Below are 12891 nucleotides of genomic sequence, written 5' to 3'. Positions count from 1 at the left end.
CTCGTCCGGGCTACGATAGAGGCTACAATGCGTTTGGCCGCGGCGGGCAACGCTCCAGCAGCTCCACGCTACCATCCGCGTTCTGCTGCTCCAGATGCACATCAAACCCCCACAGACGATGCACGTGCTTCAGCACCTCTTTACGGCCTTTATCGAGCGGCGCACGGTTGTGCGGCACGTAGCGCAGCGTCAGCGAACGGTCACCGCGCAGGTCGACGTTCCATACCTGAATGTTGGGCTCCAGGTTGCTGAGGTTGTACTGGGAGGACAGCTGGTTGCGAATTTCCCGATACCCTTCCTCATTGTGAATGGCCGAAATTTCCAGATAGTTATTACGATCGTCATCCAGCACGGTAAACAGGCGGAAGTCGCGCATGATTTTCGGTGACAGGAATTGGCTGATAAAGCTCTCATCCTTGAAATCTCGCATCGCAAAGTGCAGGGTCGTCAGCCAGTCGGAACCGGCGATATCCGGGAACCAGTATTTATCCTCTTCGGTCGGGTTCTGGCAAATGCGCTTGATGTCCTGGAACATCGCAAAGCCGAGCGCGTAGGGGTTAATGCCGCTGTACCACGGGCTATTGTAAGGCGGCTGGAAGACTACGTTGGTATGGCTGTGCAGGAACTCCAGCATAAAGCGCTCGGTCACCTTACCTTCATCGTACAGGTGGTTAAGGATGGTGTAGTGCCAGAACGTCGCCCAGCCTTCGTTCATCACCTGCGTTTGTTTCTGCGGGTAAAAATACTGGCTGACCTTGCGCACAATGCGCAGGATCTCGCGCTGCCACGGCTCCAGCAGCGGGGCATTTTTCTCCATAAAGTACAGCAGGTTTTCCTGCGGTTCCGAGGGGTAGCGGCGCGCGGACTCAACGGCTTTTTCCTCATCGCGTTTTGGCAGCGTACGCCACAGGGTGTTCACCTGGCTTTGCAGATACTCTTCGCGACTTTTCTGCCGTGCTTTTTCTTCCTGCAACGAAATTTTTGACGGTCGTTTGTAGCGGTCAACGCCGTAGTTCATCAGCGCGTGGCACGAGTCGAGCAGCCGCTCAACCTCGTCCACCCCGTAGCGCTCTTCGCACTCGGTGATGTATTTGCGCGCAAACAGCAGGTAGTCAACTATCGAACTGGCGTCGGTCCAGCTGCGGAACAGATAGTTGTTTTTGAAGAAGGAGTTGTGGCCATAGCAGGCATGCGCCATAACCAACGCCTGCATGGTGATGGTGTTCTCTTCCATCAGATAGGCGATACACGGGTTAGAGTTAATGACGATTTCGTAGGCCAGCCCCTGCTGTCCGTGCTTATACTGGCGCTCGGTTTCAATAAATTTTTTGCCAAACGACCAGTGCGGGTAGTTAATCGGCATGCCGACGCTCGAGTAGGCGTCCATCATCTGCTCAGAGGTAATGACTTCAATCTGATGCGGATAGGTGTCCAGCCGGTATAGTTTGGCCACCCGGTCAATTTCCGCCAGGTAGGTTTCCAGCAGCGAAAACGTCCAGTCGGGTCCATCGCTCAGACGAGTGGTATCCTTATTCATCGAGTCAATTGTAGCCATTAGCGCGCCCTCATTGTTGGCGACTCTCTCTGTGCGGAGAGCCTCACTTCAAGAATAGAACACCGCAGAAATTCTGTAACAACCGTCCTTTCTAAACTTAATGATTTATTCATTTTACTGGCGATAATTTTGCCTCTTTGCAGGATTTTATGCTGACAAAAAATAACGGGCAGCATGAGATGTCAATTTCTCCGCTGGCCCGCTGTATGGGCGCTCTGTGAGGTAAGTCACCATAAAAAAAGCATATGTTGAATAATATTTTCATCTGGGTTATCAATTTGTAATTAGAAGATTGTTCTTTTACTCATTCTGGACTGGAGTGGCTATGCACATTGTCATACTGGGAAGTGGCGTGGTGGGCGTGACCAGCGCCTGGTATTTAAGTCAGGCGGGGCATCAGGTGACGGTGATTGACCGCGAAGCGGGTCCAGCGCTGGAAACCAGCGCGGCAAACGCCGGGCAGATCTCGCCGGGCTATGCGGCACCGTGGGCTGCGCCGGGCGTACCGCTAAAGGCGATTAAATGGATGTTCCAGCGCCATGCGCCGCTGGCCATTCGCCTCGACGGCACCGGTTTTCAGTTAAAGTGGATGTGGCAAATGCTGCGTAACTGCGACACGCGCCACTACATGGAAAACAAAGGTCGCATGGTGCGGCTGGCGGAATACAGCCGCGACTGCCTGAAGACCCTGCGTGAAACCACCGGTATTGCCTATGAAGGTCGCCAGGGCGGCACCCTGCAGCTGTTCCGCACCGCCCAACAGTATGAGAACGCCACCCGCGATATCGCCGTGCTGGAAGAGGCTGGCGTCCCGTATCAGCTGCTGGAAGCATCTCGTCTGGCTGAGGTCGAACCGGCGCTGGCCGACGTGGCGCATAAACTCACCGGCGGCCTGCGTCTGCCAAACGATGAAACCGGCGACTGCCAGCTGTTTACCCAACGGCTGGCAAAAATGGCTGAACAGGCGGGCGTGACCTTCCGCTTTAATACCCCGGTTGATAGCCTGATTAAAGACGGTGAGCGTATCGTCGGCGTGAAGTGCGGCGATGAACTGGTCAAAGCCGATGCCTACGTGATGGCCTTTGGTTCTTATTCAACCGCCATGCTGAAAGGGCTGGTGGATATTCCGGTTTACCCGCTCAAAGGCTACTCGTTGACTATTCCCATCGTCGAAGAGCGCGGGGCGCCGGTGTCAACCATCCTCGATGAAACCTACAAAATTGCCATTACCCGTTTTGATAACCGCATCCGCGTGGGCGGCATGGCGGAGATCGTTGGTTTTAACACCGAACTCCTGGCACCACGTCGCGAGACGCTGGAGATGGTGGTCGGCGATCTGTTCCCGCGCGGCGGACGCGTGGAAGACGCCATCTTCTGGACCGGGCTGCGCCCGATGACCCCGGACGGTACGCCGATTGTGGGCAAAACGGCGTTTAAAAACCTGTGGCTGAATACCGGACACGGCACGCTGGGCTGGACCATGTCCTGTGGCTCGGGGCAGCTGCTGAGCGATTTGATGTCTGGCAGAATGCCAGCGATACCCTATGATGATCTCAGCGTTGCGCGCTACTCGCCGGGCTTTACACCCGCTCGCCCACAGCACTTGCATGGTGCGCACCACTAAGGAGAACGCATGTCACGTCCCGTGCTCGCCAGCATCGATCTGCAGGCGCTGAAAGAGAACTTAGCCATTGCCCGTCGTGCCGCTGCCGGCGCTCGCGTCTGGTCGGTGGTCAAGGCCAACGCCTACGGCCACGGTCTGGACCGGGTGTGGAACGCCCTACGGGAAACCGACGGCTTTGCCATGCTCAACCTTGAAGAAGCCATTTTGCTGCGCGAGCGCGGCTGGAAAGGGCCGATTCTGTTGCTGGAAGGATTTTTCCACGCCGACGAACTGCCGTTGTTTGATAAATACCGGCTGACCACCAGCGTGCACAGCAACTGGCAAATTAAAGCGTTGCAAAACGCGCGCCTGCACGCGCCGATTGATGTTTATCTGAAAATCAACAGTGGGATGAATCGCCTTGGTTTCGCGCCTGAGCGGGTGAACAGCCTCTGGCAGCAGCTGCGTGGCATGAGCAACGTCGGGGCGATAACGCTGATGTCGCACTTTGCGCAAGCGGAGAATACCGACGGCGTCGCCGCACCGATGCGTCTCATTGAACAGGCGGCAGAAGGGCTGGACTGCCCGCGCTCGCTTGCCAACTCTGCGGCGACAATGTGGCACCCGGAAACCCATTTCGACTGGGTGCGGCCGGGCATTGTACTGTACGGAGCATCACCTTCCGGCCAGTGGCAGGATATTGCCAACACCGGCCTGAAGCCAGTGATGACGTTGAGCAGCCAGATTATCGGCGTGCAGAACCTGAGGGCGGGCGATGCGGTGGGCTACGGCAGCCGCTATCGGGCGAGCCGCGAGCAGCGTATCGGGATTGTTGCCTGCGGCTATGCCGACGGCTACCCGCGTATCGCGGCGAACGGCACACCGGTGCTGGTGGACGGTATTCGCACGGGAACAGTTGGCGCGATTTCAATGGATATGCTGGCGGTGGATTTAACCCCGTGCCCGCAGGCGGGAATTGGTACTGCGGTAGAACTGTGGGGGCAGGAGATTAAGATTGATGACGTGGCCGCCAGCGCGGGCACCGTTGGTTACGAGCTCATGTGCGCGCTGGCACCGCGTGTACCTGTTGTGACAGTGTAACCATTTGCCACGTAGCCCGGTGGCGCTTTGCTCACCGGGTCTACAGATTTACGACAGGCCGGATAAGCGCAGCGCCCTCCGGCACAACACACTACTCGGATTCTTCCTCGGCTACCCGCACGCCCACCTTCAGCACCTGATTTTCTTCCTTCTCTGCCACGGTCCACACCATTCCGGCAAACTCAACCTGGTCACCGACGACCGGTGCAGCCCCGAGCAGATGCTCGACAATTTCGCCCAGCGACTGCTGGTTGTCGCGAAATGCTTCGCCGCCGTCGAGGCCATAAATCAGCGCCACGTCGGCAAATTTCGCCTGAGCTTCGAGAATAAAGTCGCCAAAGAAGCTTTGATCGAGCGCGACCGGCGGCGACTGGCTGAACATTTTACCCAGCGACGGCAGATCGCGTTCGCGGCCAATCACGCAGAGAATGTCATTTTCCCGCAGCCGGGTGCTGCCGGTCGGATGCAACAGGACGTTATCGCGAAACAGGGCGGCAATGCGCGTTTCTGGCGGCATATGCAGGTCGCGCAACGCCGCGCCGACGCACCATTTTTCGGCGCTGAGCTGATACACAAACTGTTCCCACGGATTTTCCGGATGAATATCCAGCCCAACGCGTGAAATAGGCCAGCCGACCGGCGGGACCACCACTTTGGCTTTTTTCGCCGCCCACGACAGCGATGTGCCCTGCAGCAGCAGCGAGACCAGCACCACGAAGAAGGCAACGTTAAAGAACAGCCGCGCGTTTTCCAGCCCGGCCATCATCGGAAACACGGCGAGAATAATCGGTACCGCGCCGCGCAGGCCAACCCAACTGATGAACGTGCGTTCGCGCAGGTTAAAACCGCGGAACGGTAGCAGCCCGGCGAACACCGACAGCGGGCGGGCAACAAAAATCATCCAGATAGACAACAGCAGCGCCGGAACGGCAATGGGCAGCAGGTCCGACGGCGTCACCAGCAGCCCCAGAACCAGGAACATGCCGATTTGCGCCAACCATGCCAGACCATCAAAGTTTTGCAGAATGCCGAAGCGGTTACGAATCGGCCGGTTGCCCAGCAGGAAGCCGCACAGGTACACCGCCAGAATACCGCTGCCGTCGAGTGAGGTGGTGACGGCAAAAATCATGATCCCGCCGCTGAGTGCGAGCAGCGGATACAGCCCGGCGGGCAGGGCAATACGGTTGATCATTTGCAGCAGCAGGTAGCCGCCGCCCAGACCAATCACAATTCCCAGGCCGAACTGCTGGATAATATGCACAAGGAACATCCAGCTCAGGCCGCTTTCATGCTGTTGGATCATGGCAATCAGGGTGATGGTCAGGAATACCGCCATCGGGTCATTGCTGCCGGACTCAATTTCCAGCGTCGAGCCCACGCGCTCGTTCAATCCTTTGCCGCCGAGTAGCGAGAACACAGCCGCTGCATCGGTTGAACCGACGATGGCGCCAATCAGCAGCCCTTCCATCAAATCCAGATTAAACAGCCAGGCCGCCATCATGCCGGTCAGGCCTGAAGTGATCAGCACCCCTACGGTCGCCAGCGACAGGGCCGGACCCAGCGCCACGCGAAACGAGCTGGCCTGGGTGCGCATCCCGCCGTCCAGCAGGATCACCGCCAGCGCCAGGTTGCTGACCATATACGCGAAAGGGTAGTTATCGAACGGGATACCGCCAATACCGTCAACGCCGGCAAGCATGCCGATGGCTAAAAAGATAACCAGAATCGGGATGCCGAGGCGGGAAGAAAATGAGCTTAAGAGAATACTGCAGGTTACTAAGACAGAACCCAAAATAAAGAGACTAATAACTGCCGTGGCGTCCAATGTTCACGTACTCCCCTAAACGTGCTTGCTGGTCACAAAACGTTACCATATTTAGGGCGCAAACATTGGATTAATAAGCGGTGATTATTGTTTTTTATTCAGTTAATACCGGGTGTCCGCTGACGGTGAGCGTGGAACGCCCGAGTGAATGCGTCAACTGCGCATGGGCACCCAGCGCCAGCGTCACCGTGCGCGGTTCGTGGCCAAAATCGAGGCCGGTAATGACCGGGATCGACAGCCTGGAACGCAGATAGTCGTACATCGCGTTAAGATCGTAGCCGGCATCGTAATCATTCGGCGTCGCGCCGCTAAAACTGCCCAACACCAGCGCTCGCTGGCGCGGCAGGATCCCGGCATAGAGTAGCTGTAACAGCATGCGCTCGACGCGGAACGGATGTTCGTTAATATCTTCCAGCACCAGAATACCGTCACGGATGTCCGGCAGCCACGGGGTGCCGATAAGTGAGGTCATCATTGCCAGATTGCCGCCCCACAGGGTGCCCTGAGTATCGCAGTTCGGGCCATCGCCCGCCCACTCGATGCAATACTCCGGGCGGGTTAACGCCTGCCAGAAGTGCGTCTCGGTGAAGGGTTCTGGCGATTCTGCGCCGAAATTGCCTGCCAGCATCGGCCCGCTGAAGGTGATCACATTGCCGTGGGCCAGCAGCCCCATCTGGATGGCCGTAAAATCGCTGTGCCCGCAGATCAGCAGCGGATCGTGTTTCTGGCGGTTGGCTAAGCCCTGCCAGTCGATGTTGTCCAGCAGACGGCTGGCGCCGTAGCCGCCGCGTACCGGCATCACAATGCGGTTTTTACCCGCCAGCGTAACGAGGCTGTTGATATCGGCCAGCCGCGCATTTTCATCACCGGCGAAGCGACGATCGCGCCGCGCGATGACCTGCTGATGAACCACCTGATGTCCAGCGTCTTCTAATCGCGATACCCCGCGCTGCGCGGCGGATTGGTTAATACAGTAGCCGGAAGGGGCGATAAGATGAAACTGAGACATGGCATTTCCTTGCAGAGTATGAAACGAGTATCATGCCGCCTGAGCCCATGGTTGTCATTAACGGCAGCAAAGTTCAGCTAAAAGGATAGATGCGTGAAATTGAGATGGTTTGCTTTTTTAATTGTATTACTCGCCGGATGTAGCTCTAAATCGGATTACCGTAATCCACCCTGGAACCCTGAGGTGCCGGTGAAGCGAGCGATGCAGTGGATGCCAATTAGCGAGAAAGCCGGTGCGGCATGGGGCGTCAGCCCGCGTCTGATCACCGCGATTATCGCCGTGGAATCCGGCGGCAACCCAACGTTGGTCAGTAAATCCAATGCGGTAGGGCTGATGCAGCTTAAAGCGTCCACCTCCGGGCTGGATGTTTATCGTCATATGGGCTGGAGCGGCCAACCGTCGACCAGCGAGCTGAAAAATCCGGAGCGCAATATTTCCATGGGCGCGGCCTACTTGAGCATACTGGAACACGGTTCGCTGGCGGGAATTAACGACCCGGAAGTGATGCAATATGCGCTGGTGGTGTCTTACGCCAACGGCGCAGGTGCGCTGCTGCGCACCTTCTCATCGGACAGGAAAAAGGCGATTGCCGAAATTAACGAACTGGACAAGGATGAATTCTTTGACCACGTCGTGAAAAACCACCCGGCACCGCAGGCACCGCGTTATATCTGGAAGGTACAGAAAGCGATGGACGCCATGTAGTTAACGGACGTTGTTGGCCCGTTCGCGGGCCTCTCGCTCCAGTGAGAAAATAATCCGCTGGAGCGAGCGTTCGAGCACCGGGTTCATATGCAGAAAACGGAAGCTCAGACGCGGCGTCACGATGGTTTCATTTTTACTGTCCACCAGCTTGCGTTCACTGATCGCCAGCAGCTGCGCATCGCAGCGAAAACGTCCCCAGGGTCCCATATCCAGCTCGACTTCTTTCAGCGTCATACCGGGCATCAGGCTTTCCGGCGGCGGTGCATCCAGCAGCGCGCCCATGCCACCAAGCGATAAATCGAACAAACGAAAACGCAGCGGACTTTTGTCCGGCAGCTTTGCGACGCCGTAGTAGGCGGGATACAGCGGCGCAGGGATGCGGAAAAACTCGCGCCGCTGAATAAACCACAGCGCGGGCGGTGTCGGCATGCTGAAGGCCGGCAGCCCCTGATAGTTTTCCACCTGCATTTGCGCGACGGTGAATTCTATTTTCGCACCGTTGGTTTCGGCCACCATGCTGAGATTTCTTGCCGTTCTGGCGGCATCGTTGTCTTCTTCACTGCTGCCAAAATCAATCACCAGCCGGTTCTGGCTGGCATCAAGAATACGGCTGATAAACTGGCGCGAAGACCAGCTCACGCGCAGCGCGGCATTAGCTTGCTGAAGATCGCGCAGAATATTTAATACGGCTAATGGATTTTGTTTAAGAAACTGTGCGTTATGCTCACTCACCTGAAATGGCTCCTGAAGGGCAGGCTCTTAAAGGGGTATCGGCGGCGGTAAACAGAACTTCAGCCTCTAAATGAAAATATTTAACATCTCAACAGATTTGCGCGGTACCGCGGGCCGAAGACAGTGCCTACGTCAATTTTCGTATCCATACGCATAAAATATCATCGCCCGGCCAGGTTTTTTAAGAACAATTACCTATACTTGAAACATTAGCGGCGCAGAATGTCGGCGCTTTTATGGCTGTTAATGGAAACAGGAGAGGTGGGAAAATGGGTATTATTACCTGGATTATTTTTGGTCTGATTGCCGGTGTTATTGCCAAACTGATTATGCCGGGGCGTGATGGGGGTGGCTTTATCCTCACCTGTATCCTTGGGATCGTTGGTGCGGTTGTGGGCGGCTGGTTGGCTACCACATTCGGTATTGGTGGTAGCGTGACTGGCTTTAACCTGCACAGCTTCCTGGTTGCCGTGGTTGGCGCCATCGTTGTGCTGGCGGTATTCCGCCTGATTCGCCGCGAATAATGTCCCCGACGGCCCCGCAAGGGGCCGTTTCTTGCTGGCGTAAAAATCCAATCCAAATCACATTTCTAAATCCCTTCATATTTTAGTGTTGAATATCAAATGCGGATGATAATAATTATCGTTCTTTGTTTTGTTTGGACATAACGATAATGAATCACGCCGTTTTTCGTCTCTGCGCGCTTTCTGGAATGATCGCGCTCGCCCTTGCGCCGCAGGCCTATGCTGATAAAAATGAAACCACGATGGTGGTCACCGCTTCCGGCGAGGGGAGCGACCTGCCTGGCTGGACCAACAGCGCCACCAAATCGGCGGTTGCGGAAAGTAAAACGCCGCAGGTGATCAACACCCTCAGCCAGCATGAAATAAGCCTGCGCCACGCCACTTCGCTGAATGAGATTTTGCGTTATGCTCCCGGCGTCGCGACCGAGTCACGCGGCAGCACGACCTATATGAGCGAATACAAGATTCGCGGCTTCAACGTCGATAACGAATTCTATAACGGACTCCAGTTGCCCTATAACGTCACGGGGAATACCAAAGCACGGATTGACCCGCTGCTGGTTGACAGCGTCGACATCCTTAAAGGGCCATCCTCTGTGCTTTACGGCAGCGGTTCGCCAGGCGGGCTGGTGAACATACAGGGGAAAAAGCCGCAGACCACGCCGCGCACGGAAGTGGGTTTCAATACCGGTACTCGCAACCTTAAAGAGGGTTATCTGGACTCGACCGGCCGTCTTGCTGACAGCGACTGGAGCTATCGCCTGCTGGGGAAAGCGACCGAGGGTGACGACCAGGCGCACACCACTCGCTATGAAGATTATCTGCTGGCCCCCAGCGTGACCTGGCAACCGAGCGATAAAACCCGCCTGACGCTGGATGCGCTGGTGCAAAATACGCCGAGCCTGACGCCATCTAACCCGATGCCGCTGTCCTATTTACGCTCCAGCTACGCCAATAAACGCGATTTTGCCGGTGACGATTGGAACGGCTTCAAACAGCGCCAGTGGATGGTGGGCTACAGCTTTGCACACCAGTTTGATAGCGGCTGGGGAATCGCGCAGAAGGCGCGTTACTTTGATATCGACAGTCATCAGCAGAGCGTCTATTCCACCGGGAATACCGGGAATCCGGTTTATGAGCTGAACCGCTTTGCCTATACCACGGACGAAGATCTGCACAGCTTCAATATCGATAACCAGGTGACGCGGACGCTGACGCTTGGCGACTGGCAGCACCACCTGCTGGCCGGATTTGATTATCAGAAGCTGAATTCGCATTATCACTATCGCTATGCATCGACCACTCCGGGTATCGATATGCGTACCCCGGATTTTGGTCAGGTGAATGAATCGGCGCTGGGGCTTTATACCGTGCAGAAAAATCGCCTTTCGTACAACCAAAAGGGCTACTACCTGCAGGATCAGATGGCCTGGGGCGGTCTGAATATTCTCGCCAGCCTGCGCTATGACGACTACCAGTCTGCGACTACCGACTATCTGAATAACGATGGGAAAGCGTGGATCTCCCAGGATCGGGTCACCAAGCGTCTGGGGATGCTGTATGCGTTTGACAACGGGCTGTCGCCCTTTATCAACTACTCAGAGGGCTTCAAACCGGTATCACCGGCCAACGGTCTGACGGCTGAACAGGTGAAACCGACCACCAGCAAGCAGGTGGAGGGCGGCGTGAAATACCTGCTGGCAGACTATGCCACAACCTTTACCGCGTCGGTGTTTAACATCCGGCAGAAAAATGTACTGAGCGCAGACCCGAGCTGGGTGTACCGCCAGACCGGAGAAATTGAATCCAAAGGGGCCGAGCTGTCGGTTATCAGTCGGCCATCCGACAATATTAACCTGATCGCCAACTACGCTTACACCCACGCCATCAACACCGAGGATGAGACCTACCCAGGCAAACGTCCGACGCAGGTGCCGGAAAATGCCTTCAACCTGTGGGGGGACTATACCTTCGACCAGAGCCTGGTTCGTGGGCTGACGATCGGCGCAGGGGCGCGTTATACCGGGCCGATGGAAATCTCTCCGGATAACAAGGCCGGTAAATTGGGCGGAACAACGCAGTACGATATGTCGCTGTCTTACGATATGTCTGCGGTGGACAGCAGCCTGGCAGGCCTGATGCTGAAAGCCAGCGCGCAGAACCTCACCAACAAAGAAACGCTGACCTGCTATGACAGCACTAACTGCTGGATTGGCCGCGATCGTACGGTGCAGGTGGGCGCAAGCTACGCCTTCTGATCGTGAATGTTGTAGGCCGGATAAGCGCAGCGCCATCCGGCAGCCTGCGAGCTTTTGCTGGATGGCGGCGTAAACGCCTTATCCGGCCTACTTTTTATGCTGCGGTTACGCCGACGCCCGCCGTCTGGCGTGGGGCCGCCTTCATCGGGATAAAGGCGACAATGACGGCGCCCAGTACCAGGAAGGCGGCAACCATGTAGATTCCGGCATTAAAGCTGCCGGTCACGTCTTTCATTATGCCCATCAGCAGCGGCCCCAGCGCAGCGCCGGTCATGCCGGTGCCGTTAATCACTGCGATGCCGAGTGCCCTGGCGCGCAGCGACAGCGCGCGGTCCGGCGTCGTCCAGAAGATAACCATTGCCGCAAAGGCTCCCATCGAGGCCATGACGATCCCGGTAAACTGCCAGTACGGATGGACGCTGGTGGCGGTAAGCACCCAGCCGGCCGCAGCAAACAGATACGGCAGCAGCGTATGCAGCTTCCGTTCGTTGCGGCGATCGGAACGTTTGCTCCACCAGATCATGCCGACAATGGTGCAGACCTGAGGAATGGCGCTCAGCAGGCCGATGGTGACGTTGCTGCTCTCGGCGTTAAAGCTGCGCAGAATCAGCGGCGTCCAGACGCTGAGGGCGCTGAGCGTATTGGTCAGGCAAAAGTAGGCCAGCGTGTAGAGAATAATGGTTGGCGTTAGCAGCTCGCGCAGCACACTTTTTTGCCCGACAGAGGCCGCCTGGATGGCGCTTTGGGTTTGCAGCGCGTTAAGCCGGTCGGCTTCAAGCATCTCGTGCAGGCAGGCCTTATCGTCGTCGGTCAGCCATTTCGCCTTCGCCGGGCTGTCGTCAAGCCAGAACCAGACCACCAGACCAAGCAGAACGGACGGGAAGCCCTCCAGCAGGAACAACCACTGCCAGCCTTTCAGATTGAGCAGGCCGTCCATATTGAGAATGTACCCGGACGCCAGCGAACCGAGTGCCATGGTGACCGGCATGGCAATCATAAACAGCGCATTGGCGCGGGCACGATAATGGGCAGGGAACCAATAGGTCAGGTAATACAGCAGGCCGGGCAAAAACCCGGCTTCGGCGATCCCCACCAGCATTCGTAGCGCGTACAGGCTGTTAGGCCCGGTCGCGAACAGCGTGGCGGTGGAGGCAATCCCCCAGATAATCATCAGGATGGCTATCCAGCGGCGCGCGCCGACGATCGTCAGCATGACGTTACTCGGGATCCCGCATACCACGTACATCACATAAAACAGCGTGGTGGCCAGCCCGAACATTGTGCTGGTTAACCCCAGGTCTTTGCCCATGGTCAGCCCGGCAAAACCGATGTTAATACGGTCGAGATAGGAAAAGACAAACAGCACGAACAAAAACACGATCAGGCGGCGGAACAACTTATTGATAACCGCCTGCTGCCGCGCGTTGAACGGCGATGACGCAGAAGACGGTGTCGGTTCCAGAGAAGGGCTATCGTTCATGAAAAGCTCCACATTGTGATTATGATTATGGGTCGTACAGGCTGGCTAACGTATAGAGAACGCGCGCCGGAAGTGTCAATTTTGCGTGTAATAAATGAT

At 56.6% G+C, this 12891-nt stretch carries 10 protein-coding genes; 5 read left to right on the top strand and 5 right to left on the bottom strand.

Translation table 11 applies throughout. The features are described from left to right. Nucleotides 1-22: 22 nt before the first annotated feature. Nucleotides 23-1555, bottom strand: coding sequence for a SpoVR family protein (locus tag H7R58_RS13180; protein WP_106927642.1), 1533 nt, complete (start codon nt 1553-1555; stop codon nt 23-25). Between the two features lie 325 nt (nt 1556-1880). Between H7R58_RS13180 and H7R58_RS13175 the strand changes: the two genes are divergently transcribed. Beyond that, nucleotides 1881-3179 carry a D-amino acid dehydrogenase gene (locus tag H7R58_RS13175; protein ID WP_106927640.1) on the top strand — a complete coding sequence of 433 codons (1299 nt, stop codon included), beginning with the start codon at nt 1881-1883 and terminating at the stop codon, nt 3177-3179. Between the two features lie 9 nt (nt 3180-3188). Further along, a complete protein-coding gene (dadX, locus tag H7R58_RS13170; RefSeq protein ID WP_106927638.1) occupies nt 3189-4259 on the top strand; it encodes a catabolic alanine racemase DadX in 1071 nt (356 codons plus the stop codon). Nucleotides 4260-4350: 91 nt separating this feature from the next. Here dadX and H7R58_RS13165 read toward each other — a convergent pair whose 3' ends face one another. Continuing rightward, nucleotides 4351-6084, bottom strand: a complete 1734-nt coding sequence (locus tag H7R58_RS13165; protein WP_106927636.1) for a potassium/proton antiporter — start codon at nt 6082-6084, stop codon at nt 4351-4353. Between the two features lie 94 nt (nt 6085-6178). Continuing rightward, nucleotides 6179-7093: a muramoyltetrapeptide carboxypeptidase gene (gene ldcA / locus H7R58_RS13160; RefSeq protein WP_182930440.1), complete on the bottom strand. Its 915-nt coding sequence runs from the start codon at nt 7091-7093 to the stop codon at nt 6179-6181. A 93-nt stretch (nt 7094-7186) separates the two neighbouring features. On the opposite strand from ldcA, the gene emtA reads away from it, so the two are divergent. Next, nucleotides 7187-7798: a membrane-bound lytic murein transglycosylase EmtA gene (gene emtA, locus H7R58_RS13155; protein ID WP_106927632.1), complete on the top strand. Its 612-nt coding sequence runs from the start codon at nt 7187-7189 to the stop codon at nt 7796-7798. Here emtA and ycgR read toward each other — a convergent pair whose 3' ends face one another. Then, nucleotides 7799-8530 carry a flagellar brake protein YcgR gene (gene ycgR, locus H7R58_RS13150; protein ID WP_106927630.1) on the bottom strand — a complete coding sequence of 244 codons (732 nt, stop codon included), beginning with the start codon at nt 8528-8530 and terminating at the stop codon, nt 7799-7801. It lies immediately after the preceding gene. Between the two features lie 269 nt (nt 8531-8799). Between ycgR and H7R58_RS13145 the strand changes: the two genes are divergently transcribed. After that, nucleotides 8800-9054, top strand: coding sequence for a GlsB/YeaQ/YmgE family stress response membrane protein (locus H7R58_RS13145; RefSeq protein ID WP_106927628.1), 255 nt, complete (start codon nt 8800-8802; stop codon nt 9052-9054). A 149-nt stretch (nt 9055-9203) separates the two neighbouring features. After that, nucleotides 9204-11312 carry a TonB-dependent siderophore receptor gene (locus tag H7R58_RS13140; RefSeq protein WP_182930441.1) on the top strand — a complete coding sequence of 703 codons (2109 nt, stop codon included), beginning with the start codon at nt 9204-9206 and terminating at the stop codon, nt 11310-11312. 94 nt (nt 11313-11406) lie between these two features. Here the strand turns inward: H7R58_RS13140 and hpaX are convergent, their stop codons facing one another. Then, complete coding sequence (gene hpaX, locus H7R58_RS13135) at nt 11407-12792, bottom strand: 4-hydroxyphenylacetate permease (protein WP_106930306.1); 1386 nt, start codon at nt 12790-12792, stop codon at nt 11407-11409. Between the last annotated feature and the right edge of the window lie 99 nt (nt 12793-12891).

It is taken from the genome of Klebsiella sp. WP4-W18-ESBL-05 (genome assembly GCF_014169075.1).
In the GTDB taxonomy this organism is placed as follows: Bacteria; Pseudomonadota; Gammaproteobacteria; order Enterobacterales; family Enterobacteriaceae; genus Kluyvera; species Kluyvera ascorbata_B.
The sequence above is the reverse complement of the archived record's forward strand: the minus strand, read 5'-3'. Positions and strand labels throughout refer to the sequence as shown.

What these genes read in the sequence shown, in the direction of transcription:
- H7R58_RS13180 (WP_106927642.1), bottom strand. Translation starts at nt 1,555, where the DNA reads ATGGCTACAATTGACTCGATGAATAAGGATACCACTCGTCTGAGCGAT.
- H7R58_RS13175 (WP_106927640.1), top strand. Translation starts at nt 1,881, where the DNA reads ATGCACATTGTCATACTGGGAAGTGGCGTGGTGGGCGTGACCAGCGCC.
- dadX (WP_106927638.1), top strand. Translation starts at nt 3,189, where the DNA reads ATGTCACGTCCCGTGCTCGCCAGCATCGATCTGCAGGCGCTGAAAGAG.
- ldcA (WP_182930440.1), bottom strand. Translation starts at nt 7,093, where the DNA reads ATGTCTCAGTTTCATCTTATCGCCCCTTCCGGCTACTGTATTAACCAA.
- H7R58_RS13145 (WP_106927628.1), top strand. Translation starts at nt 8,800, where the DNA reads ATGGGTATTATTACCTGGATTATTTTTGGTCTGATTGCCGGTGTTATT.
- H7R58_RS13140 (WP_182930441.1), top strand. Translation starts at nt 9,204, where the DNA reads ATGAATCACGCCGTTTTTCGTCTCTGCGCGCTTTCTGGAATGATCGCG.
- hpaX (WP_106930306.1), bottom strand. Translation starts at nt 12,792, where the DNA reads ATGAACGATAGCCCTTCTCTGGAACCGACACCGTCTTCTGCGTCATCG.